14 protein-coding genes and 1 other RNA gene are annotated in these 25,034 nt (G+C 72.8%); 14 read left to right on the plus strand and 1 reads right to left on the minus strand.

Features of this window, described 5'->3' with window-relative positions:
* Positions 1-70: 70 nt before the first annotated feature.
* Both pta and ACIPKM_RS10845 read left to right on the plus strand, forming a co-directional pair.
* Positions 71-2,179: a phosphate acetyltransferase gene (gene pta, locus ACIPKM_RS10840; RefSeq protein ID WP_402736715.1), complete on the plus strand. Its 2,109-nt coding sequence runs from the start codon at positions 71-73 to the stop codon at positions 2,177-2,179.
* A 52-nt stretch (positions 2,180-2,231) separates the two neighbouring features.
* Positions 2,232-3,428: an acetate/propionate family kinase gene (locus ACIPKM_RS10845; protein ID WP_402736716.1), complete on the plus strand. Its 1,197-nt coding sequence runs from the start codon at positions 2,232-2,234 to the stop codon at positions 3,426-3,428.
* 143 nt (positions 3,429-3,571) lie between these two features.
* Here ACIPKM_RS10845 and ACIPKM_RS10850 read toward each other — a convergent pair whose 3' ends face one another.
* Positions 3,572-4,246, minus strand: coding sequence for an SDR family oxidoreductase (locus ACIPKM_RS10850; RefSeq protein ID WP_071302619.1), 675 nt, complete (start codon positions 4,244-4,246; stop codon positions 3,572-3,574).
* Between the two features lie 37 nt (positions 4,247-4,283).
* Here ACIPKM_RS10850 and ffs point away from each other — a divergent pair.
* The 12 genes from ffs to ACIPKM_RS10910 all read left to right on the plus strand — a co-directional run bounded on the left by ffs (position 4,284) and on the right by ACIPKM_RS10910 (position 25,009).
* Positions 4,284-4,380, plus strand: an RNA gene (gene ffs, locus ACIPKM_RS10855) — signal recognition particle sRNA small type.
* Positions 4,381-4,606: 226 nt separating this feature from the next.
* Complete coding sequence (locus ACIPKM_RS10860) at positions 4,607-12,172, plus strand: choice-of-anchor G family protein (RefSeq protein ID WP_402736717.1); 7,566 nt, start codon at positions 4,607-4,609, stop codon at positions 12,170-12,172.
* Positions 12,173-12,314: 142 nt separating this feature from the next.
* Positions 12,315-15,209 carry a DNA polymerase III subunit gamma and tau gene (locus tag ACIPKM_RS10865; RefSeq protein ID WP_402736718.1) on the plus strand — a complete coding sequence of 965 codons (2,895 nt, stop codon included), beginning with the start codon at positions 12,315-12,317 and terminating at the stop codon, positions 15,207-15,209.
* On the plus strand, positions 15,209-15,808 hold the full coding sequence (gene recR / locus ACIPKM_RS10870) for a recombination mediator RecR (RefSeq protein ID WP_070418402.1): 600 nt from the start codon (positions 15,209-15,211) through the stop codon (positions 15,806-15,808). Before ACIPKM_RS10865 ends, recR begins: the two co-directional genes overlap by 1 nt.
* Before the next feature lie 131 nt (positions 15,809-15,939).
* Positions 15,940-17,205, plus strand: coding sequence for an aspartate kinase (locus tag ACIPKM_RS10875; protein WP_070418403.1), 1,266 nt, complete (start codon positions 15,940-15,942; stop codon positions 17,203-17,205).
* A 17-nt stretch (positions 17,206-17,222) separates the two neighbouring features.
* Positions 17,223-18,275: an aspartate-semialdehyde dehydrogenase gene (locus ACIPKM_RS10880; protein WP_071295949.1), complete on the plus strand. Its 1,053-nt coding sequence runs from the start codon at positions 17,223-17,225 to the stop codon at positions 18,273-18,275.
* Between the two features lie 93 nt (positions 18,276-18,368).
* On the plus strand, positions 18,369-19,856 hold the full coding sequence (locus ACIPKM_RS10885) for a malate:quinone oxidoreductase (RefSeq protein ID WP_139201961.1): 1,488 nt from the start codon (positions 18,369-18,371) through the stop codon (positions 19,854-19,856).
* 46 nt (positions 19,857-19,902) lie between these two features.
* On the plus strand, positions 19,903-21,066 hold the full coding sequence (locus ACIPKM_RS10890; RefSeq protein ID WP_071295950.1) for an Rv2578c family radical SAM protein: 1,164 nt from the start codon (positions 19,903-19,905) through the stop codon (positions 21,064-21,066).
* 170 nt (positions 21,067-21,236) lie between these two features.
* Positions 21,237-22,460 (plus strand): sensor histidine kinase, encoded by a 1,224-nt coding sequence (locus ACIPKM_RS10895; protein WP_070418406.1) that lies wholly within the window; start codon positions 21,237-21,239, stop codon positions 22,458-22,460.
* Positions 22,457-23,695 carry a hypothetical protein gene (locus ACIPKM_RS10900; RefSeq protein ID WP_071295951.1) on the plus strand — a complete coding sequence of 413 codons (1,239 nt, stop codon included), beginning with the start codon at positions 22,457-22,459 and terminating at the stop codon, positions 23,693-23,695. Before ACIPKM_RS10895 ends, ACIPKM_RS10900 begins: the two co-directional genes overlap by 4 nt.
* Positions 23,682-24,383 (plus strand): response regulator transcription factor, encoded by a 702-nt coding sequence (locus ACIPKM_RS10905; RefSeq protein ID WP_229086463.1) that lies wholly within the window; start codon positions 23,682-23,684, stop codon positions 24,381-24,383. Before ACIPKM_RS10900 ends, ACIPKM_RS10905 begins: the two co-directional genes overlap by 14 nt.
* Positions 24,383-25,009, plus strand: a complete 627-nt coding sequence (locus tag ACIPKM_RS10910; RefSeq protein WP_071295952.1) for a thymidine kinase — start codon at positions 24,383-24,385, stop codon at positions 25,007-25,009. Before ACIPKM_RS10905 ends, ACIPKM_RS10910 begins: the two co-directional genes overlap by 1 nt.
* Positions 25,010-25,034 lie beyond the last annotated feature (25 nt).

Genomic DNA, 25,034 nt, shown 5'->3' on the forward strand with positions numbered 1-25,034 from the left:
CTCACGACCGCGTGTCGGAAGTGCCGGGGCTCCCAGATGTCGTGCCGTGTGCGCCGACTACCCTGGACGCGTGTCGACCCGCATCTACATCACGTCAGCAGAAGGACACACGGGCAAGAGCACCGTCGCCCTCGGTGTCCTCGAGACCCTCGCACGCTCGGTCGGACGGGTCGGGGTGTTCCGACCGGTCGCCCGCTCCGTCGACGAGCCGGACTACGTGCTCGAGCTCCTGCTGCAGCACACCGCGGTCGGCATCTCCTACGACGACGCGGTCGGCGTCACCTACGACGACGTGCACGCCGACCCGGACGCGGCGCTCGCGACGATCGTCACCCGCTTCGCCCAGGTCGAGCGGCAGTGCGACGCGGTCGTGGTGCTCGGGTCGGACTACACAGACGTCGGCAGCCCCACGGAACTGTCGTTCAACGCCAAGGTCGCGGTCAACCTGGGCGCTCCGGTGCTGCTCGTGCTCGGTGGCCGCGACGCCGCCGAACGCGGTGCCCGCACCCCCGAGGACATGGCCCAGGTCGCCGACGTCACGACGAGCGAGCTCCGCGCCGCGCACGCCCAGCTGTTCGGCATCGTCGTGAACCGTGCCGACCCCGATGCCCTGCCGTCGGTCGTGTCGAGCGTCCGGCAGGCCGTCAGCGACGACCACCCCGACCTGCCCGTGTGGGCCATCCCCGAGGACCGTGTCCTCGTCGCGCCGACCGTCCGCGCCCTGCTCGAGGCCACCGGGGCGACCCTGGTGCGCGGCGACGAAGCGCTGCTCGACCGCGAGGCCCTCGGCACCGTCGTCGCCGGCATGAGCATGGAGAACGTCCTGCCGCGCCTGATCGAGGGCGGGATCGTCGTCGTCCCGGGGGACCGCAGCGACGTCCTCATCGCGACGCTCCTCGCGAACCAGTCCGAGACCTTCCCGAGCCTCGCCGGGGTGATCCTCAACGGCGGCTTCGAGACGGCACCGCAGATCTCCCGCCTGCTCGAGGGGCTGTCGAGCTCGCTGCCGATCGCGCAGAACGACCTCGGCACCTACGACACCGCGCTCCGCATCACCCAGACCCGCGGACGGCTCGCGGCGGACTCGCCCCGCAAGGCCGACCTCGCGCTCGCGCTGTTCGAGCAGCACGTCGACGCCGACGCCCTGCGCGACCGCCTGCAGCTCACGCCCTCCGGGGTCGTGACGCCGCTCATGTTCGAGCACGGACTGCTCGACCGGGCCCGCGGGTACGGCAAGCGCATCGTCCTGCCCGAGGGGGAGGACGACCGCATCCTCCGCGCCGCGTCGACGCTCCTGCAGCGTCAGGTGTGCGAGCTCACGATCCTCGGCGACCCCGCCGCGATCCGGACCCGGGCGACCGAGCTCGGCCTCGACCTCGACGCCGCGCAGCTCGTCTCCCCGTTCGACCCCGAGCTCCGCGAGCGCTTCGCCGAGGAGTACACCCGCCTCCGGGCGCACAAGGGCATGTCGATCGAGCTCGCCCGCGACACCGTGACCGACGTGTCCTACTTCGGCACGATGATGGTGCAGCTCGGGCTCGCCGACGGCATGGTCTCCGGCGCGAAGCACACCACGGCGCACACGATCCGGCCGTCGTTCGAGATCATCAGGACCCGGCCGGACACCTCGATCGTGTCGAGCGTCTTCCTGATGGCCCTCGCCGACCGGGTCCTCGTCTACGGCGACTGCGCGGTCATCCCCGACCCGACGAGCGAGCAGCTCGCGGACATCGCGATCTCGTCCGCCGAGACCGCGACGCAGTTCGGCATCGACCCGCGCGTGGCGATGCTCAGCTACTCGACGGGCGACAGCGGCTCGGGAGCGGACGTCGACAAGGTCCGCGCCGGCACCGCCTTCGTGCGCGAGCGCCGCCCGGACCTGCTCGTCGAGGGGCCGATCCAGTACGACGCCGCCGCCGACCCGACGGTCGCGTCGACGAAGATGCCGGACTCGCCCGTCGCGGGCCGCGCCACGGTGTTCATCTTCCCCGACCTCAACACGGGCAACAACACGTACAAGGCCGTGCAGCGCTCGGCCGGTGCCGTGGCGATCGGCCCGGTCCTGCAGGGTCTGCGCAAGCCGATCAACGACCTCTCCCGCGGTGCGCTCGTCGGCGACATCGTCAACACCGTCGCGATCACCGCGATCCAGGCCGGCACCGCGACCGACGCGGGCTGACCCGCGCGACCCGCACCGCGCCTCCCGTCCGACCGAGAAAGTGACCCATCCCGTGACCGCAGCCCTCGTCGTGAACTCCGGATCGAGTTCGTTCAAGTACCAGCTCATCGAGCTCGAGGGGGAGCGCACGCTCGCCTCCGGGCTCGTCGAACGCATCGGCGAGTCGACGGGGGCGTGGAAGCACACCAACGCGCTCACGGGGGAGTCCTCGTCGAACGACTCGACCCCGGTGGCCGACCACGCGGCCGGCTTCCAGGCCATGATCGACGCCTTCGCGAAGGTCGGGCCGTCCTTCGACGCGCACCCGCCCGCCGTGGTCGGCCACCGCGTCGTGCACGGCGGCACCACCTTCGACCGGGCCACCGTGGTGACGGACGAGGTCGAGCGGCAGATCGAGGAGCTGAACAGCCTCGCGCCGCTGCACAACCCGGCGAACCTCGAGGGGATCCGCGCCGCGAAGCAGGTCTTCTCGGACGTGCCGCAGGTCGCCGTGTTCGACACCGCGTTCCACCAGACGATGCCGCCGCACGCCTACACGTACGCGATCCCGGCCGACCTCGCCGCGAAGTACGCGATCCGCCGCTACGGCATGCACGGGACGAGCCACAAGTACGTGTCCGAGCAGGCGGCAGAGTTCCTCGGCCGTCCGCTCGCCGAGCTCAAGACGATCGTGCTGCACCTCGGCAACGGGGCGTCCGCCGCGGCGATCGACGGTGGACGCTCGATCGAGACCTCGATGGGCCTCACCCCGCTCGAGGGTCTCGTGATGGGCACCCGCTCCGGAGACCTCGACCCCGCGGTCCTCATCCACCTCCACCGCGAGGCCGGGCTCTCCTTCGACGAGCTCGACACCATGCTCAACAAGGAGTCCGGGCTGCTCGGCCTGACCGGCAACGGGGACATGCGCGACGTGCAGGACGCGGCGCTGCACGGCGACGAGGTGGCCGAGGCAGCGCTCGCCGTGTACCGGCACCGGATCCGTCGGTACGTCGGCGCCTACACGGCGCAGCTCGGCGGGCTGGACGCGGTGGTCTTCACCGCGGGCGTCGGCGAGAACAACGCGCTGCTGCGCCGGCGCGTGCTCGCCGGGCTCGAGCACCTGGGCATCGAGATCGACGCGGACCGCAACGAGTTGGCATCTCGGGAGGCGCGGCTCATCTCCACGGACACGTCGCGCGTCGCGGTGCTCGTGATCCCGACGAACGAGGAACTGGAGATCGCCCGGCAGTCGGCTGCGGTCGCGCTCTGAGGCGCGGCGCCGCGCGCGCGGCGCCGCGGCGCGCTTGCGGCGGGCGCGGCGCCGCGATCGAACCATGAATCCGACGTCGAACCACCGTCGTCGCCCGGTTCGACGTCGGATCCGTGGTTCGACGCCGCTGCCGTCGGCGGGCGTCAGCCGAGCGACGCGACCGCGGCGGGGATCGGGGTGTCGCCGCTCGTGACCTCGAACTGCACGCCGACCGCGGTGTCGTCGAGGAGCGCGTGGAGCACCACCGCCGCGACGTCCGAGCGTGGGATCGTGCCGCGGGGGACCGTGGCGCCGACGTCGACCGTGCCCTGGGGCGGCGTGTCGAGCAGGCCCCCGGGTCGGACGATCGTCCACCGGAGGCTCCGCGCCCGCAGGTTCGCGTCCGCCTCGGCCTTCGCGCGGAGGTACACCTGGAAGACATCGGCCTCGGACCGGGCGGGCACGACCGCACGCTCCGGGTCGTACGAGTCCGCCGCCATCGCCGAGATCATCACGTAGCGGCGGATGCCGGCGCGCTCGGCCGCGTCCGCCAGGAGGATCGCCCCGTCCCGGTCGACCGAGAGCTTCCGCTCGGCGCCGCTCCCCGGACCGGCCCCGGCGGCGAACACCACCGCGTCGACCCCGCGCAGCCGGAGCCCGAGTTCGTCGTCGTCGAGCTGCTCGAGGTCCGCGACGATCGCCCGTCCGCCCTGCTGCTCCACGTCGGTGACGTGCGCGGGGTTGCGGACGATGGCGACGGCGTCGTGGCCGGCGTCGGTGATCTGGCGGGCGAGGAGGAGGGCGATCTGGCCGTGGCCTCCGGCGATGGCGATCTTCATGTGTCCGATCTTGCCCGTCGCGTCCGGTAGACTTCTCGGCGGCTCCTCACGTGACGCCATCCAGGCCAACTCCCCCAGGGCGGAAACGCAGCAAGGGTAACCGGGCTCTGGCGGGTGCGTGAGGAGTCTTTTCCGTTCCCGGGGAGGGTAACCGGGGCTGTGTCTGTCCCGGTGCGGGTGCGTGAGGAGTCTTTTCGTGCGCCCGGTGTCTCTTTCGTAACGGGTTGCGGACAGCAACCTGATCGTGTGCAAAGATCGCCCTCAGGAACCCCCAACCAGGGCTCCTGACCCTCCACCGCCTCACCAGCGGGGGAGTTCCGGATCAGGTGGCGAGCGCGCTCGCCAGGAAAAGAGACACGCATGCGCAGGCACGTGTCGCTGCGGGGTACCCGTGTACCCACGACGGCGGGCGACTGGACACGACGGATCTTCGGTGCTGGCGGCCGAGCTCGACGACGAGCATCGGACGATCGGCGTCTCCTCCTGCGCGGCGGCGTCATCGCCACGGTGACGGCGCTCCTCGCCGCCACCGTGGCGATCCAACCCGCTGCGGCTGCACAGACCGACGTCTCCGAGGCCGAGGGGCTCCTGCTCAGCGGCTCGGGCATCGTGGACGTCGACGGCATCGCCCAGCTCGGCGGCGCCTACTCCGCGCGCGGTGCGACGACCGGCGGCGGGACGACGAACCAGCCGCTCAACGTCGAGGCCCTGAACACCGTGGGGGTGGACCTCGGCAACGACATCGACCTGCTCGGGGCGAACGGCATCCTCACCCTCGGGGTGGCCGGCCAGTACGCGACGACCTCGGCGAACGGTGCGACGGCGTCCTCCGGCCTCCTGACGAACGACGGCGGCATCGGCGTCGGGACCGGGATCGGCACCGGGGCGTCGACGCTCGACCTCAACCCGCTCTTCAGCCGGGTCGGTGCCGACACGACGGTGCTCTCGAACGCGCAGCTGCGTGTCGGGGCGCTCGCCTCGACCCTGTCCGCGACGCGCGGCGCGACGGTCAGCACCACGAGCGACTACCGGATCGCCGGAGCCGACCTCACGCTGACGAGCCCCGCCGTCCAGGGGCTGACGACCTCGCTCCGTGACGAGCTCCGCACGGTGTCGGGTTCGGTGAACGGCGTCTTCGGCACCGGGGGAGCGCTGCAGGGCACCACCGCAGCGGTGTCCGGCCAGATCCAGACGCTCCTCCGCCAGGCGCTGCTCGGCACGGTGAACGTGAGCGGCACCACCATCACCGCGAACGTGAACCTCAACCTCGACGGCACCCTCACCCAGGTCCTCCAGCAGCCGCTCACGGACGGCGCCGTGACGATCGTCCCGGCGACCGGCACGATCACGGTCGACCTCGACAAGCTCACGGCCCTCAACGGCCAGCCCGCGAACACCCCGGTGCTGACGACGGTCGCCGTGGACTCGATCAACCAGAGCATCGCCACGATCCTCGGCACGCAGCTGCCCACCACGCTGCAGACGGCGGTCGTCAACACGATCAACTCCACCGCGGTGCGCGTGAACATCGCCACCAACGCCACCGTCCTCGGGCAGTCGGCGGCCGCGATCGGTCTGCAGGTCGACACGACCCTCGGCGCGCTGGCCGGCACCGCGACGGCGAACCCGACCGTCACCGCATCGGGGAGCCTCGTCGGCCTGCCGCTGCCCCTCGGCACCGTGCTCGCGCCGGTCGTCTCCGGCATCGTCGTCCCGACCCTGCAGACCGCGCTCCGGCCGATCATCGGCGGGACCGCCCTCACGCAGCTCGGCACCACCCTGACCACCACGACCACAGCCGTGGCGACGCTGCTGTCGCCGGTCGTCCTGCTCCTCCGCCAGGTCGTCGACCTCACCGTCAACGCGCAGGACACCGCGACCGGGTTCCGCGACGGCCGCGGGTACGACCCCGGCTCGCGGAGCGTGCACGCCCTGCGGCTGTCGATCCTGCCGGGGGCGAACGTCGCCACCGTCGACCTCGCCACGTCGACCGTGCGGGCCTCGGCCTTCGTCGCGCCGACGATCACGGCCCCGACCGCGAACCAGGTGTTCAGCGTGCCGACGGCGTCCTCCACCCGCAGTGTCACCGTCGGCGGCGCCGGCGAACCCGGAGCCACGATCGCCGTGACCCTCGGCGGCGGCCGGACGGGCACCGCGACCGTGGCGGCCAACGGGACGTGGAGCACCTCGGTGGCGAACGTGCCGACCGGCTCGTACACCGCGACCGCGACCCAGACCGTCGGGGGAGCAGCGGCGGGCTCGGCCACGCAGCAGTTCTCGGTCGTCGCGCAGCAGGCCCTGACCATCTCGACGCCGACCGCGGGGCAGACCTTCACGACCACCGGCGCCACCGCGCCGGTGACCCTGACCGGCACCGCGACCGCGAACGCCCGCATCGACGTCGACCTCGGCGGCGGCCTCACCGCGACCGGCACGGCGAACGCGAGCGGCGCGTGGAGCATCACGGTGCCGAACGTCCCGATCGGCGAACCGACCGCGAGCGTGACGCAGACCGTCGGGGACACCACCTCGGCGCCCGTGACGCGGGCCTTCCGGGTCGTCGCCGCAGCCGGCCTCACGGTCGACAGCCCGACGGCCGGCCAGGACTTCCCGCTCGCCGGGACCACCCGCGACGTGCCGTTCTCCGGTTCGGCGCAGCCCGGCGCCCGGGTCGACGTCGACCTCGGTGGCGGCCGCACGGCCACGACCACGGCGAACGCCGGCGGTACCTGGTCGACGACGGTGACGGGTGTCCCCGCGGGGTCGTACTCCGCCCAGGTGACGCAGACCGTCGGGTCCTCGACGAGTGCCCCCGTGACACGTGCCTTCACGGTCACGGCCGCCCCGGCGCTGACGATCGACGCACCCGAGGACGGCAGCACGATCACCGTCGCGGACCCGACCTCGACCACGCCCGTCACGGTGTCCGGCACCGCCGCACCGAACGCGCAGGTCACGGTCGGCATCGGCGGGTCCTTCACCGCGACGGTGACCGCGAACGGCGACGGCGACTGGGAGGCGACCTTCCAGGGCGTCCCGGTCGGCGACCGCACCGCGACCGCTCGGCAGACCGTGGGCGGGACGACCTCCGGCCCCGTGACGAGCGACTTCACCGTCGCCGCCGGTGACCCGATCGCGATCACCGCCCCGGCACCCGGTGCCACCGTCACCGTGCTCGACGCGGACACGACGACCGACCTCGACGTGACCGGTACCGCCGAGCCCGGCGCCGACGTCGCGATCTCGCTCGGCGGCGGGCTGACCGCCACCGCGACCGCGAACGGCGACGGGGACTGGACCGCCACGGTCCAGGACGTCCCGGTCGGCCGGTACACGATCCAGGCGACGCAGACCGTGGGCGGGACCACCTCGCCGGCCGTGCGCGAGGTCGTGACGGTCGTCGCCGGCGCGGCGCTCGCCGTGACCTCGCCGACCCAGGACGGCACGACCGACGTCGCGACCGACGACTCGACGATCGACGTCGTCGTCTCGGGCACCGCGCAGCCGGGCGCCGGCATCAGCGTCGTCCTCGACGGGACGGGCGACCCGGTCACCACGACCGCCGGCGACGACGGTGCGTGGTCGGTGACCCTGCCGGACGTCGGCGCGGGCGACCACACCGCGAGCGTCACGCAGACGGTCGGCGGGCAGACGTCCGCAGCCGTCGACCGGGACTTCGCGATCGCCGTCGCCGACGACCTGGTGATCGAGTCGCCGACGGACGCGCAGGAGGTCCCCGCGGGAGCGGGCGGCCAGATCGGCGTCGTCGTGCGCGGCACCGCCGAGCCGGGTGCGAGCGTGCGGGTCACGGTCGACGACGGCGACCCGGTCGACGTGGTCGCCGACGGCTCCGGCAACTGGGCGACCGACCCGACGCAGCTCGGCATCGGCGACCACACCGTCACCGCCGTGCAGACCGTGAACGGCACGACCGGACCCACGGTGACGCGCGACTTCACCGTCGTGCCGGGGACCGCCGTCGCGATCGACTCGCCGGCCGTCGGTTCGCGCTTCGTCGTCGTCGACGGCGACGCGACCGCGACCGTCCCGATCTCCGGCACCTCGGAGCCGGACGCGGACATCACGGTCTCGCTCGGCCCGGACACGCAGTTCACCACCACGGCCGACGGCGACGGCGTGTGGAGTGTCGACGCCACCGGTCTCGCACCCACCGGCACGTACACGGTGAACGCGAGCCAGAGCGTCGAGGGCGTGGTCACCACCGCGATCCCGACCACGTTCCAGGTCGTCACGGCCGCGCAGCTCGCGATCACCACCCCCGGCACGGCGCCGATCACGGTCGCGGGCGACGACGTCCGACGTGACGTGACGGTCTCCGGCACCGGCCAGCCCGGCGCCGCGGTGACCGCGAGCACGACCGGTGAGGACGACCAGCGGACGACGGTCGCCCCGGACGGCACCTGGTCGGTGACCTTCCCGGACCTCGCCGTCGGCGAGCACCCGGTGTCGGTGACGCAGACGCTGCCCGGGACGGTCTCGTCCCCGGCGGTCTCCGACCCGGCGACGCGCACCGTCACGATCGAGGCCGCGGACGCGGTCACGGTGACGACCCCGGCCGCCGGCGCCGTGCTGCTCGTCCCGGACGCCGACGCGACGCGTGACGTCACGGTCACCGGGACGGCCGAGCCGAACGCTCCGGTCACGGTGCGACTCGGCGACGACGAGGCGACCACCACCGCGGACGGCGACGGCGACGGCGACTGGACGGTCACGTTCGGCGGGGTCGGTGTCGGTGACCCGACGCTCACCGCGACCCAGACGGTCGGCGGGACCAGCGCCTCCAGTCCCGCACAGACCGTCGCCGTCCGTGCCGGGACCGCGCTCTCCCTGACCGCTCCGACGAACGGCGCCGTCCTGACGGTCGCCGACGCGGCCGGCACGGCCGACGTGCGGGCCGCGGGACGGGCACAGGGCGGGGCCACCGTCACGGTGACGCTGTCGAACGGCGACTCCGACGAGGTGACCGCCGCTGCCGACGGCGCCTGGGAGACGACGTTCGCGGACGTCCCGGTCGGCGACTACACGGTCCGCGCGACGCAGGTCGTCGGCGGGCAGACGTCGGCACCCGTCACCGCGGCGGTGTCGGTCCGCGCCGGTGCACCGCTCACGGTGACGACCCCGGCCGGGGCCGCCTCCGTGACGGTGGCCGACGACGACGCCACGACCGACGTGCGGTTCGCCGGCACCGGCCAGCCCGGGGCGACCGTCACGGTCGACCTCGGTGACGGCGGGACCGCGACGGCACGGGTCGACGACGACGGGGACTGGGCCACGACGGTCGAGGACGTGCCAACCGGTTCGTGGACGGCGGAGGTCACCCAAGCCGTGAACGGGACGACGAGCGCGGCGGTCGCACGACCGGTGTCCGTCGTCGCCGCGGCCGACCTGACCGTCCGCCAGCCCGGCGAGGACCCGATCACCGTCGCGGACGGCGACGCCACCACCACGGTGACGATCGCCGGTGACGCCCAGCCGGGCGCCACCGTCACGGTCACCGTCGACGACCGCGACCCCGTCGAGGTCACCGCCGGTGACGACGGCGCGTGGAGCGTCGACGTGCCGGACCTCGGCGTCGGCACGCACGACGTCAGCGTCACGCAGACGGTCGACGGGTCCACGTCCACCACCCCGGTCGAGTCGGCCTTCGAGATCGAGGCCGGAGCCCCGGTCGAGATCGCCGAACCGACGGCAGGCCAGGAGTACACCGTCGCCGGCGAGGGCGCGACCACCACGGTCGACGTCAGCGGGACGGCGGAGCCCGGTGCGACCGTCGTGGTCGACCTCGGCGGCGGACGCAGCGAGTCCACCACCGCGGACACCGGCGGCAACTGGAGCGTCTCGGTGCCCGACGTGCCCGCGGGCACCCCGACGGTCAGCGTCACGCAGCGGATCGGTGACACCGTCTCCGCCCCGGTCACCGTCGGCATCCGGGTGCTCGTCGCTGACCCGATCACGATCGCCACCCCGGCGAACGGGTCGACCGTGCGCGTCGCGCAGCAGGACTCGATCGCGACCGTGACCGCGAACGGCGCCGCCGAGCCGCTGGCCACCGTCCGGGTGGCGGTCGACGGGGGCGACCCCCGGACCGTGACGGCGACCGCGGCCGGCACCTGGTCCGTCGACCTCGAGGGCCTCGGCACCGGTGAGCACACCGTCCGTGCCACCCAGACGGTCGCGGGATCGACCTCGGCGCCGGTCTCGACGACCTTCACGGTCGCCGCGGGTGCAGCGCTGACGGTCGACACCCCTGCTGACGGCGACACCGTGACCGTGCCGGCCGGCACCACGACCGCGAGCATCCCGGTCAGCGGCCAGGGGCAGCCCGGCGGTACCGTGCGGATCGTGACCGACGACGGCGACCCCGTCCAGGTCCCGGTCGGCCCGGACGGCCGCTGGTCGACCGAGCTCACCGGTCTCGACGCCGGCGACCACACGATCGTCGTCACGCAGGTCGTGAACGGCACGACGTCGTCGCCGATCGAGCGCGACCTGACGGTGGAGGTCGCCGCGGTGGACGCGATCGTCGTCACCTCCCCGGAGAACGGCACCGCCTACCGCGTGCTCGGCGGCACCACGGACGTCCGGGTCACCGGTGTCTCCGCCCCGAACGCGGCCGTCTCGGTCCGCGTCGACGGCGGGACCCCGGTCACGACGACGGCAGACGGCGACGGCGAGTGGGCCGTCACAGTGCCGGACGTCGGCACCGGCCCGCACACGATCGCCGCCGCGCAGACGGTCGGCGGGACGACGACGAACGCCCCGCAGGTCGGGTTCTCCGTCGCCGCGGCCGCACCGGTCAGGGTCACCAGCCCGACCGACGGCCAGGTCGTCCCGACCACCGGTGCCACGACGTCGATCCCGGTCAGCGGCACCGCCGAGCCGGGCGCCACGGTCTCCGTCGACATCGACGGCCGGACCGCGACGACGACCGCGGGTGGAGACGGTTCGTGGACCGTCACCGTCACCCGGGTCCCGCCGGGCACCCACACCGTGTCGGTCACGGAGACCGTCGGCGGCGTGACCTCCGACCCGGTGACGAGCACCGTGCGGGTCGTGGTCGCCCAGCCGACCGACGTGACCATCACGAGCCCGGTCCCCGGCCAGCTCATCCCCGCGACGGGCACCGGCGACACCGGCAGCTTCACGGTGACCGGGCACGCCACACCGGGAGCGCTCGTCACGGTGCGCCTGTCGAACGGGCAGGTCCGCACCACGACCGCGGACGCCGACGGCGACTGGAGCGTCACGTTCGACCGCGTCCCCGAGGGGGAGTGGACCATCGAGGCGTCGCAGTCCGTGAACGGCACGACGACGGTCTCGCAGCCGGTCCCGATCGTGGTCGACGCGGTGGAGCCGCTCGCGGTCACCTCGCCCACGCCGGGCGCGCACCAGACGGCCTCGGCCGCCGGGACCGTCGACTGGCGGGTCACCGGGACCGCCGAGCCGGGAGCGACCGTCACGGTCGTCGCCGACGACGGCACGCCCGTCACGACGACTTCGGCCGAGGACGGCACCTGGTCGGTCGTCCTGCGACTGGCGGTCGGGCAGCACACCATCCGCGTGACGCAGACGGTGGCGGGTGCGACGTCGGCCGTGCAGTCGGTCGCGGTCGTGGTCGACGCCGCGGTGCCGGGTGGACCCGGCACGCCTGGGACGCCCGGAACGCCCGGAACGCCCGGCACACCCGGAACGCCCGGGACGCCCGGGACGCCGGGCGCGCCCGGGACCGGCGGCAACGGGTCCGGGAACGGGAGCGGGACAGGTTCCGGGTCCGGTGCGCTCGCGTTCACCGGTGCCGACGTGGCCCCGCTCGCCGGGGCAGCGGGTGGCCTGGTGGTGCTCGGCTTCCTCCTGCTGGGTCTGTCGCGGCTCGCCCGCGGCGTCCGCCGCCGCGGACGCGTCTGAGTCCGTCGCACGTACGAACCGCGCCTCCCGTCCCGTCGTCTGCACGGACGGGAGGCGCGGTTCGTCACGCGCCCGCCGCCCACTTCCCACAGGCGGTCCGGTCCGACCATCGGGTGTCGGTCGTCCCGGCTACCCTTGGGGCGTGGTCACCGCCCTGTATCGCCGTTACCGGCCCGAGAACTTCGCCGAGCTGATCGGACAGTCGCAGGTCACCGATCCCCTCCGGACGGCCCTGCGCACGAACCGGGTCAACCACGCCTACCTGTTCAGCGGCCCGCGCGGCTGCGGCAAGACGACGTCCGCGCGCATCCTCGCGCGCTGCCTGAACTGCGCCGAGGGCCCCACCGACACCCCGTGCGGCGTCTGCCCGAGCTGCGTCGAACTGGCACGCGGCGGCGGGGGATCGCTCGACGTGATCGAGATCGACGCCGCCAGCCACAACGGCGTCGACGACGCCCGTGACCTGCGCGACCGCGCCGTGTTCGCCCCGGCGCGCGACCGCTACAAGATCTTCATCCTCGACGAGGCGCACATGGTGACGCCGCAGGGCTTCAACGCGCTGCTCAAGCTGGTCGAGGAACCGCCGGAGCACGTCAAGTTCATCTTCGCGACGACCGAGCCCGAGAAGGTCATCGGCACGATCCGCTCGCGCACCCACCACTACCCGTTCCGCCTCGTCCCGCCGGCCGCGATGCTCGAGTACGTCGAACAGCTCTGCCAGCAGGAATCGGTCTCGGTCGCGCCCGGCGTGCTGCCCCTGGTCGTCCGCGCCGGCGGCGGTTCCGTCCGTGACACCCTGTCGCTGCTCGACCAGCTCATGGCCGGCAGCGAGGACGGGGCGATCGCGTACGAGCGGGCCGTCGCGCTCCTCGGCTACACCGACGCCGCACTGCTCGACGACGTGGTCGACGCGCTCGCCGTGGCCGACCCGGCATCGGCGTTCGCCGCCATCGACCGGGTCGTGCAGACCGGGCAGGACCCTCGTCGCTTCGTCGAGGACCTCCTCGAGCGCCTCCGTGACCTCATCGTCGTGGCCGCGACCAACGAGAGCGCCGCGGCCGTCCTCCGGGGCGTCTCACCGGAAGAGCTCGACACGATGACCCGGCAGGCCGGTGTCTTCGGTGCGACCGGGCTCTCGCGTGCGGCGGACATCGCGAACCGGGCGCTGACGGACATGACCGGGGCGACCTCGCCGCGGCTGCACCTCGAACTCATGACCGCGCGGATGCTCGTGCCCGAGGCCGACGACACCCAGCGCGGTGCCCTCGCCCGGGTCGAGCGACTCGAGCGACGCATCGGTGTCGGGGACGCCGGCGGGCACCAGGCCGGACCGGAGTCGCTCCCGGCCGCGGGGTCGACCACCGCCCCCGCGCCGAGCACGCAGCCGGCCGCACCCGCTCCTCGGGCGGCCCAGGCCCCCGCGGCTCCCGCCCAGACCCAAACCCAGGCCCAGACGCCGGCGCCGGCTCCTGCTCCGGCCGCCGCCGAACCGGCCGCGACCCCGGCCCCGACGTCGACCGACCCCGGTGCCACCGCTCGGGATGCCGCTGCCTCGTGGGCCGCCGCGGTGCCGAGTGCACCCGAGGCGCCGTCGAGCGGACCCGGGTCCACGCCGGCACCCGGAGCCACGCCGACGCCCGCCGCGGGCGCTGCGAACGCGTCCTCGACCGGCCAGGGCGCGGTTGCGGGCGACGAGCCGGCCGTGCGTCCCATCGGCGCCGTCGGGTTCCAGCAGCTCCGCGACTCCTGGCCGCAGATCGTCGAGCACGTCCAGCGGCAGAAGCGTTCGGCGTGGTCCGTGGTCGTCACGGCGCAGGTCACGGCGCTGCGCGACGACGTCCTCACCCTCACGTTCCCGAGCCAGCAGGACGTCGCCTCGTTCAAGGAGATGTCCGACCCGAACGCCAGCGTCAGCGAGCTCCTGCGGGCCGCGATCGTCGACGTGCTCGGGCTCCGTGTGAAGTTCGTCGCCCGTGGTCCCGGTGGGCCGGGGCAGCAGCGACCGCCGCAGCAGCCCGGGGCCCAGCCGCCGCAGGGGGCCGCGCAGCCGACGCCGAGTGCCGCGCCTGCCCCTGATGCTGCGGGTGCTGCGGGTGCTGCGGGTGCTGCACGGCCCGGTGCCGACCGGTCCGCCGAGACGGCTCCGGCCGCTCCCGCGCGTCCGGAGCCGACGACGGCCGAGCCGCACGGGTCCGCCGAGCAGCAGGCGGCGGGGGACTCCGCCGACCGGTCCGCTGCGCAGGAGTCCGGCGGGGGCGCATCCGCCACGGGAGCACCCTCGGCGGCCGAGTCCGCCGCGCGCGAGACGGCAGCGTCGGAGCACGCGGCACCAGCACCGGCACCGGCACCGGCACGGCCGGACGCGGCGCCCGCGCAGGGAGACCAGCGCCCGACGCAGTCCCGCCCTGCACCCACCCCCGCCCCGGAGCCCACCCCCGCCCCGGAGCCCACCGGCGCCCCGGTCACCGAATGGGCCGTCGCCACGATCCCCGCCGCGGATCCCACCGCCGGGGCCGAGCGCTCGTGGTCGGCCCCGTTCGGCACCACCGACACCGGTGAGCCCGTCGCTCCCGTCCCGACCACGTCCGACCCGACGGTGGACGCGGCCCTCGCGGCACAGCTGCGCCCCGCGTCCTCGCTGGGCGCCCCCGCACCGCAGGCGACCCCGTCGACGCAGGCCGCGCCTCCCGGCAGTCCGGATGCCGAGGCCGACCGCGGCCCGGGCGCCGAGCAGTCCACCGGTCCGGCCGCCGCACCGGGCGGCAGCCCGGACGTCCCCGTCGACGACTACCCGCTCGACGACGACCCGTACGGCGACGGCGACCCCTACCCCGACGCGCAGCAGTCCGCCGCACCGCAGCAGCCCGCCGCCCCCGCGCCGAGCCAGCAGCGCCCGGCACCGGCCCAGCGCCCCGCCGCACCCGTACCGCAGGTCCGCCGGACCCCCGTCGCGGGCCGCTACGGCGAGGCCGTCGTCCGTGAGATCCTGAACGCCCAGTTCATCGAGGAGACCTCCCTCCACGAGGAAGGCGCCTGATGTACGACGGCATCGTGCAGGACCTCATCGACGAGTTCGGTCGCCTCCCCGGCATCGGACCGAAGTCGGCGCAGCGCATCGCGTTCCACATCCTCCAGACCGAGTCGTTCGACCCCACCCGGTTGTCCGAGCTCCTGGCGGACGTCAAGGAGCGGGTCCGCTTCTGCGAGATCTGCGGCAACGTCACCGAGAACGTGCAGTGCAGCATCTGCCGTGACCCGCGCCGGTCGCCGGCGGTCATCTGCGTCGTCGAAGAGGCGAAGGACGTCGCCGCGATCGAACGGACGCGCGAGTTCCGCGGGCTGTACCACGTGCTCGGCGGCGCGATCAGCCCGATCGACGGCATCGGCCCGGACGACCTGCGCATCCAGCAGCTCATGACGCGACTGGCGGACGGCACGGTGGACGAGGTCATCATCGCCACCGACCCCAACCTCGAGGGCGAGGCCACGGCGACGTACCTCAGCCGGCTGCTCGTCCCGATGGGCATCCGCACGACCCGCCTGGCGTCCGGGCTGCCCGTCGGCGGTGACCTCGAGTACGCCGACGAGGTCACACTCGGCCGCGCGTTCGAGGGCCGTCGGGTCGTCGGCGGCTGACCTGCCGGAGCCGAGCAGCGCGCAGGATCCTTGCGTCTGCACCGGCTCTGACGCAACATCCTCGAAACACCGACTACCATCATGAGACCGCGTGACAGTCGCGGAACCGTCGTCCCCGGGAGTACCAACCAGTGGCCTTGATCGTGCAGAAGTTCGGTGGATCGTCCGTCGCGGACGCCGAGAGCATCAAGCGCGTGGCGAAGCGGATCGTCCAGACGAAGAAGGCCGGCAACGACGTCGTCGTGGCCGTCTCGGCGATGGGCGACACCACCGACGAGCTCGTCGACCTCGCGCACTCCGTGACGCCGATCCCCGCCGGACGTGAACTCGACATGCTCCTCACCGCGGGGGAGCGCATCTCGATGGCGCTCCTGGCGATGGCGATCAAGAGCCTCGGGGTCGAGGCGTCGTCGTACACGGGCAGTCAGGCCGGCATGCTCACCGACGCCCAGCACGGCAAGGCCCGCATCGTCGACGTCACCCCGAAGCGCGTGCGCGAGGCACTCGACGCCGGGCACGTCGCGATCGTCGCCGGGTTCCAGGGCTTCAACCGCACGACCGGCGAGATCACCACGCTCGGTCGCGGCGGTTCGGACACGACGGCCGTCGCCCTCGCCGCGGCGCTCGACGCCGACATCTGCGAGATCTACACCGACGTGGACGGCATCTTCACCGCCGACCCGCGCGTGGTGCCGAAGGCCAAGAAGGTCGACCGCATCACCAGCGAGGAGATGCTCGAACTCGCAGCCTCCGGTGCGAAGGTCCTCTACATCCGTGCCGTCGAGTACGCCCGTCGGCACGGCGTCACCCTGCACGTCCGCTCCTCCTTCAGCAACGCCGAGGGAACCATCGTCTACAACCCTGCAGAGGGGGAAACCGTGGAAGAACCGATCATCACCGGCATCGCCGGAGACCTCTCCGAGGGCAAGATCACCGTCGTCGGCGTGCCCGACACCCCGGGCAAGGCGGCGGAGATCTTCACGATCGTCGCCCGCGCCGGTGCGAACATCGACATGATCGTGCAGAACGTGTCCGAGGCCGTCACCGGGCGGACCGACATCTCGTTCACGCTGCCGAAGGACCAGGGCCAGGGCGTCCTGACCGCGCTCGAGGTCGCGAAGGCCGACATCGGCTACGAGGGCATCCAGTACGACGACCAGATCGGCAAGCTCGCCCTGGTCGGCGCCGGCATGCGCACGAACGCGGGCGTCTCGGCGGCGCTCTTCCGCGCCCTGCACGAGGCGTCGATCAACATCGAGATGATCTCCACGTCGGAGATCCGCATCTCGGTCGTCACCCGTGCCGACACCCTCAACGAGGCCATGCGCGTGGTGCACAACGCGTTCGGCCTCGACGCCGACTCCGAGGCCGTCGTCTACGCCGGCACCGGCCGCTGACCCGTCAGGAGCACCGCATGAGCACCCTCACCGTCGCCGTCGTCGGCGCCACCGGCCAGGTCGGCGCCGTGATGCGCCGCCTGCTCGAGGAACGCGCGTTCCCGGCCGAGCACGTCCGGTTCTTCGCGAGCGCCCGGTCCGCCGGCACCACGCTGCCGTTCCGCGGCGAGCAGATCGTCGTCGAGGACTCCGAGACCGCCGACCCGTCGGGCATCGACATCGCGCTGTTCTCGGCCGGTGCCACCGCCTCGCGGGCACTCGCGCCGAAGTTCGCCGCCGCGGGCGCCCTCGTCGTCGACAACTCCAGCGCCTGGCGCATGGACCCGGACGTCCCGCTCGTCGTGAGCGAGGTGAACCCGCACGCCATCGACGATGCGCCGAAGGGCATCATCGCGAACCCGAACTGCACGACGATGGCGATCATGCCGGTCCTCAAGGTGCTCGACACCGAGGCCGGCCTCCGTCGCCTCGTCGCCACCACCTACCAGGCGGTCTCGGGTTCCGGGCTCGCCGGCGTCGAGGAGCTGCTCGGCCAGGCGCGGGCAGCGCTCGAGCAGGACACCGCGGCGCTCACCCACGACGGCTCCGCCGTGACGTTCCCCGAGCCGGTCAAGTACGTCCGCCCGATCGCGTTCGACGTCATCCCGCTCGCGGGCAGCATCGTCGACGACGGGCTGGGCGAGACCGACGAGGAGAAGAAGCTCCGCAACGAGAGCCGCAAGATCCTCGAGCTCCCCGCCCTGCTCGTCGCCGGGACCTGCGTCCGCGTGCCCGTCTTCACGGGCCACTCCATCTCGGTCAACGCCGAGTTCGAGCGCCCGCTGTCGCCCGAGCGTGCGACCGAGATCCTCGCCGACGCACCCGGGGTCGAGCTCGCCGACGTCCCGACGCCGCTGCAGGCCGCCGGGCAGGACCCGTCCTTCGTCGGCCGCATCCGTGCGGACCAGTCCGCACCCGAGGGACACGGCCTCGCGCTCTTCGTCAGCAACGACAACCTCCGCAAGGGCGCCGCGCTGAACGCGGTGCAGATCGCCGAGGCGATCGTCGCGCGCCGGACGGTCGCCGCGTAACCCTGTGCGATCCAGGAGGTGCGGTGCCAGCTGGCACCGCGCCTCCTGGCGTTCCCGGCCCGGCTTGTCAGCCGACGCCGCTAGCATTGTCGGGTGGCAGTGAAGCAGGTGGACCCCATCGACGTCGTCCTGGTCGGGGGAGGGATCATGAGCGCCACCCTCGGCGCCATCATCCACCGGCTCGAACCCACCTGGAAGATCCGCGTCTACGAGCGCCTCGGCACCGTCGCGCAGGAGAGCTCGAACCCGTGGAACAACGCCGGGACGGGCCACTCCGCGCTCTGTGAGCTGAACTACACGCCGGAACTGTCGGACGGCCGCGTCGACATCAGCAAGGCCGTGACCGTCAACGAGCAGTTCCAGGTCTCGCGCCAGTTCTGGGCCCACCTCGTCGAGACCGGTGACCTGCCCGAACCGTCGAACTTCATCAACCCCACGCCGCACATCTCGTTCGTGTGGGGTGCCGACAACGTCGAGTACATGCGCAAGCGGTACGTGGCGATGCAGGACCACCCGCTCTTCGCCGGGCTCGAGTTCTCCGACGACCCGCAGCAGATCCGGAAGTGGGCGCCCGCGCTCATCCCGGGCCGGAAGAAGGACCAGCCGATCGCGGCGACGTACTCCGCCGCCGGGTCCGACGTGGACTTCGGGTCGCTCACCCGGCAACTCTTCGACCAGCTCGAGATCGACGGTGTCGAGTTCGAGCCGTCGCACCAGGTCACGAAGCTCACGCGTTCGACCGTCAGCGAGGGCTGGGTGCTCGACGTCCGCAACGAGATCGGTCGGTCGACCCAGCGCATCGCGGCGAAGTTCGTCTTCGTCGGCGCCGGGGGCGGGGCCCTCCACCTGCTGCAGAAGTCCGGCATCCCGGAGATCCGCGGGTACGGCGGGTTCCCGGTCTCCGGCGAGTTCCTCCGCACCGACGACCCCGAGGTGGTGCAGAAGCACTCGGCGAAGGTCTACGGCAAGGCCAGCGTCGGTGCACCGCCGATGTCCGTCCCGCACCTCGACACCCGGATCGTCGACGGCAACGCCTCGCTCATGTTCGGGCCGTACGCGGGCTTCAGCCCGAAGTTCCTCAAGCAGGGCTCGCTCTTCGACCTCGTGAAGTCGATCCGGCCGCACAACCTCCGGCCGATGCTGAGCGTCGCGTTCTCCAACTTCGACCTGGTGCGCTACCTGATCGGGCAGCTCCTCGCCTCGAAGCAGACGAAGTTCGACGCCCTGCGCGAATTCATGCCGAGCGCCGAGCCGGGCAACTGGCACCGGATCACCGCCGGACAGCGCGTGCAGGTCATCAAGCCCGACAAGGACAAGGGTGGCGTCCTGCAGTTCGGCACCGAGGTCATCACCTCGGCCGACGGCTCGATCGCCGGCCTGCTCGGTGCGAGCCCGGGGGCGTCCACCGCGGTGCCGATCATGCTCGGCCTGCTCCGGAAGTGCTTCCCGGACCGCTGGGACCGCTGGGAAGCCGCGGTCCGCGTGATGGTGCCCACCTACGGGCAGGACCTCGGGTCCGACGCGGAGCTCGCCGACGCGACCCTCGAGCGCACGGCGAAGGTGCTCGGACTCCACCACTGAGCCGACCCCGCTTGCATGTCGTTCGAACGTGTGTTCGAATGACTGCATGCGGTGGAGTGGGCAGGCGATCGATGCCTCGCGGAGCGATGCGCTCCCCGGGCTCGAGTCGAACAGCGGGTTCGTCCGGAGCGTGACGACGCCGGAGTTCGCGGGTGTCACCTTCCACGAGGTCCTGGCCAAGAGCGCGCTGAACCGCGTCCCGAGCGCGGACGGCAGTGGGACGTACGGGTGGACGATCAACCCGTACCGGGGCTGCAGCCACGCGTGCGTGTACTGCTTCGCCCGCCCGACGCACACCTACCTCGAGTTCGACGGGGGAGCGGACTTCGACCAGCAGATCGTCGTGAAGACCAACGTGGCCGACGTCCTGCACCGCGAGCTCACGAAGCCGAGCTGGGACCGCCACCCGGTCGCGCTCGGCACGAACACCGACCCGTACCAGCGGGCCGAGGGCAAGTACCGGTTGATGCCCGGAGTCATCCGCGCCCTGGCCGACTCGGGCACGCCGTTCAGCATCCTGACGAAGGGCACCCTGCTGCGCCGCGACATCCCGTTGCTGGTCGAGGCCGCGCGGTCGGTGCCGGTCGACCTGGCGATGTCGATCGCGGTCTACGACGACGAACTCCAGCAGCAGGTCGAGCCAGGCACCCCGACGACGGCGGCGCGCCTGGCGACGGTCCGGGCCATCCGTGACGCGGGCCTGACGTGCTCCGTGTTCCTCATGCCCGTCCTGCCGTACATCACCGACACCCGGGCCCACCTCGACGACGCCGTCGGGCGAGCCGCGGCGGCCGGGGCGTCGAGCGTCATGTACTCCGCACTCCACCTGCGTCCTGGCGTGAAGCCCTGGTGGTTCGCGTGGCTCCAGCGCACCCGGCCGGACCTCGTCGAGCGGTACCGGTCGATGTACCTCGACAACACCTTCGCGCCGAAGGACTACCGGCGCTGGTTGTCCGAGCGGGTCCGTCCGATCCTGCGCGCGCACGGCATGGGGCTCGGCCACGTCGATCCGGCGACGGGCTCGATGGGGTTCTCGAACCGGCTGAGCGACCCGGGGGCAGCGCCCGCGACGCCGGCGGGAGCGATCTCCGGACCGTCGCCGTTCGAGGAGCAGTCCCGGTCGACGTCCTCGCCGCTCAAGCGCGCCGATCCGGGGTTCGACCAGCGCCTGGTCCCACGCGCTGCACCGGTCGTGCCGACGCTCTTCTGACGGGCCTCGGGCACGAGGGCGTCGGTCCGCGTTCGGGGGACACCGGGAACACCCGTGTGCCGGTATCATCGAGCGGGTCGCCGATCACTCCGACAATCGGGGTACACGGTCGCACCAACCGTGGTTGGATCGTGGGCGGCGTTCCCCCACGTCCGGAAGGACCCCCACCCGTGCTCGGCATCCCCACGCACCTCGCTCCGCGAGTGAACGCGTGGTCGACCGTTCGGGCCTTCCACGCCGCGGCGATCGGTTCGCTCGCCGCCGCCGCGATCGCCCTGGTGCTCTACCGCCTGGCCGAACCGGACGTCCGGGTGATCGGTGCCGTGCTGGCGCTGGTCCCGATGCTCGGCATGATCGCCGTCCACGTGCAGTTCGGCACGTGGCGGTCGGCCGTCGCGTTCCTCGTCGTCGGCGGGGTGTGCGCGTGGTGGTTCGCCGTGGTCGTGCAACGCGAGGTCCCCGCCGGGTGGGTCGCCTCGTACCTGCTCTCCCTGTCGATCATCCCGCTCGTGCTGGTGGGCGGTGCCGGCGCGGTCGCGGGGCGGGTGGCGCTGTGGTCGATCGCCGGGTTCCTGGTCGGTCGGGTCGCGACGTCGATCGCGATCGCGCAGGCGGGCGGTCCCACGCACCCCCTCGTGCTCGCGTGGGTGACGCTCGCGTTCGTCATCGCCCTCGTGCTCATCACGAGCCGCAACACCGCCCGCTCCGAGCGTGTGCAGCCCGAGCTGCTCCGTTCCGCGCGCGAGGAGCACGTGTCCGCGTACCGCGCCGGGGTCGAGGCCGAGGCGGCGGCCATCCTGCACGACACGGTCCTCAACCACCTCGGTGCGATCGCCCTCGCGCCCGACGGCCCGATGGACCCGCAGCTCGCCCGCACGGTCGAGGCGGACGTCGCGATGCTCACGGGCAAGGAGTGGCTCGCGCCGGGGGCCCGCCCGGCCCGCGCCGAACCCGGTGCCGCGGTGCGCGCGTTCGAGCAGATGGTCGACGACCACCGGGCGCTCGGACTCACGGTGACCGTCACCGGTGACCCCGCGGCCCTCGTCCGGTTGGACCAGGCGGCGATGACGGCGATCCTCCGTGCCGTCGGCCAGTGCCTGGCGAACGTCCGGAAGCACGCGGGAACCGACGCGGCCGAAGTGAGCGTGTTCGACGACGGGGTGGCGTGCACGGTCATGGTGGTCGACGACGGGCGCGGTTTCGACGAGTCCACGACGAGCCCCGACCGGATGGGCCTGCGCGGATCCGTGCGGGAGCGGATCGGCCGGGTCGGCGGCGACGTGCAGGTGTGGTCGTCGCCGGGCTCGGGGACGAGCGTCATGATGTCCGTGCCGTACGGTGCGGTCACCGGGACGACCCCGGTGCCGAACGCCGGGTCCGAGGTCGGCCGGTGACGCGCCCCGGTCCCGCCCGCGACGCCGGCCGCACCGCGCAGCAGTACGACCCGCTCGGCGCGATGGGGTCCCGCCCGCTGGCCATCGTGCTCGGCGCCTGCGGCGTGCTGTGGGCGCTGTTCGTGTCCGTCTTCGACCGGGACGTCGTCGGCAGCCCCACCCTGAGCGCCCTCACCGTGCTGCTCGTCGCGGCCTCCGGAGCGGTCGTGTTCGTCGCGTCGAGTCCGTTCCGCGCACCGTTCCCGCGCTGGGCGTTCGTGGTGCACGTGCTGCTCCTCGCCGCGGCGACGATCACGAGCGTCGCCGCCCAGTGGGGCCCGGACCGCAGCGCACTGAACGACTTCATGTCCCTGCTCGCCGCGACCGGCATCGTCATGACGGCGCCGTACCGACCCTGGACGGACCTGGCCCTGGGCGGCCTGCTGCTCGCGGTCGTCACCGGGGTCTCGTGGGGCATCGCGGCGTGGGCGTTCCCGCACCACGTCCCGATCGGCGTCGCGGCGTTCCTGGCGGCAGCGCCGACGCTCGTGCTCACCGCGGCCTCGGCGGTGTTCGCGTGGACGTTCGCCGGGCTCGCCGAGCGCGTGCAGATCCGTGCCGGGTCGTACTCGGTCGAGCGTGCGGAGCGCGACGGCATCGACGCCAGCGTGCAGCAGGACCGCTCGACGATCCTCGCCCGCGACGTCGCACCCTTCTTCGCCGAGCTCCGCACGCGCGAGGTCATCACCGACGCCGACCGTGCCCGGGCCCGGTCGATCGCCGACGGCATCCGGCGCTCGATGGTGGCCGACGCCGACCGGACCTGGTTCGAGCAGGCCGTCCGCACCGACGGGGGTACCGACGCCGTCGTCGACGACCCCGACGGGCTCATCGCCACCCTCGACGCCGACCAGCGGACGGTGGTCCGGACGTTCCTGCGGGCCGCGCTGCGTGCCTCCACGGTCGACCCCGCCGGGTTCCGCGCCACGATCCGAAGGACGGGGACGGACGACGGGGCGGCCGGCGACGCGGACGGAGGGATAGGCGGCGACGAGCGGACCACCGCCACCGCGCAGCCGCCCGCGACGAGCCGCGGCGTGACCGTCGCGATCGACCTCGCCGTCGCCGATTCCGACGTCGGCATCCACCGCACCTTCGACCCCTACTTCGCGGTCCTCCGCGTGACGTTCCCCGATCTGGACGTCGCGGTCCGACCCTCCGCCCTCGCACTAAGGTTCTCGTATGACCAGCACTGACCCGAGCCGGATCACGGATGGTGCGCCCGCCGTCCCGAACCCGGGGACACGACGCGTGCGGCTGGCGATCCTCGACGACCACGAGGTGCTGTTGGACAGCCTGTCGAGCTGGATCGCGGTGAACGCGTTCGACTTCGACCTCGCACTGACGGCCCACACGTGGCTCGAGATGGTGCACAGCGAGAACTTCCCGACCGACCTGGTGTTCCTCGACTTCCAGCTCAAGGAACCCGTCTCGATCGAGGCCCGCGTGCGCACCTGCCGTGCCGCCGGGGCCAAGGTCATCGTCCTGTCGAGCGTCGACAGCCGAGAGTCCCGCGACCGTGCGCTCGCCGCCGGCGCCGCCGCCTTCCTGTCGAAGTCGCTCCCCATGCGCGAGGTCATGGACGTCGCGCGCGAGATCATGGGCGTCGCGCGGGACACCCCGCCGCAGCGCGACTGGCGGCCGTTGCCGACCGGGGCGAACGCGCACCAGCGGCCGAAGCTGAGCCACGGCGAAGAGGAAGCGCTGCGCCTGTACGTGTCGGGCTACTCGACGAACGAGGTCGCCGCGCAGATGAACGTGCAGTACGAGACCGCGAAGACCTACCTGCGCCGCGTGCGCGAGAAGTACAGCAAGGTCGGCCGGCCCGCGTCCAAGAAGTCCGACCTCATCCGTCGTGCGGCCGAGGACGGGTTCCTCGCGTAGTGGCGAAGCTCTACTTCCGCTACGGCGCCATGAACAGCGGCAAGAGCACCGGGCTCCTGCAGGCGGCCTACAACTACGAGGAACGCGGTCACCGGGTGCTCCTCGCGAAGCCGTCGGTCGACACCAAGGGCGACCGTGAGATCGTCTCGCGCCTCGGGGTGACCCGCACCGTCGACATCGTGTTCACGCCCGACGCCGACGTCCGCGCGGCGGTCACCGAGGCCGGTGCCACCGACCCCGAGTCCGACCGGCTCGACGGCATGGTCCGGCCGGTCAGCTGCGTGCTCGTCGACGAGGCGCAGTTCCTCACGCCCCGCCAGGTCGACGACCTGCTGCGCATCGCCGTCCTCGACGAGGTGCCGGTCATCACGTACGGCATCCGGACGGACTTCCGCACCGAGGCGTTCCCCGGCAGCGCCCGCCTGCTCGAGGTCGCGCACTCGCTCGAGGAACTCAAGACGATCTGCCGCTGCGGCCGCAAGGCGGTCTTCAACGCCCGCAAGGTCGACGGACGGTTCGTCTTCGACGGATCGCAGGTCGCGATCGACGGCGTCGACGTCACCTACGAGTCGCTGTGCGCCAACTGCTACCTCACGGAGTCCGGCGGACGCCTCGACGGCGACTGACGGGGCCGCCGGCCCGCCTCGTGCA

Origin of the sequence: Curtobacterium sp. NPDC086286, from assembly GCF_044746255.1 — a bacterium.
Classification (GTDB): Bacteria; Actinomycetota; Actinomycetes; order Actinomycetales; family Microbacteriaceae; genus Curtobacterium.

Coding starts and splice junctions, on each gene's coding strand:
- ACIPKM_RS10850 (WP_071302619.1), bottom strand. CDS start 4,246: ATGAAGATCGCCATCGCCGGAGGCCACGGCCAGATCGCCCTCCTCCTC.
- ACIPKM_RS10880 (WP_071295949.1), top strand. CDS start 17,223: ATGAGCACCCTCACCGTCGCCGTCGTCGGCGCCACCGGCCAGGTCGGC.
- ACIPKM_RS10860 (WP_402736717.1), top strand. CDS start 4,607: ATGCGCAGGCACGTGTCGCTGCGGGGTACCCGTGTACCCACGACGGCG.
- ACIPKM_RS10890 (WP_071295950.1), top strand. CDS start 19,903: ATGCGGTGGAGTGGGCAGGCGATCGATGCCTCGCGGAGCGATGCGCTC.
- ACIPKM_RS10905 (WP_229086463.1), top strand. CDS start 23,682: ATGACCAGCACTGACCCGAGCCGGATCACGGATGGTGCGCCCGCCGTC.
- recR (WP_070418402.1), top strand. CDS start 15,209: ATGTACGACGGCATCGTGCAGGACCTCATCGACGAGTTCGGTCGCCTC.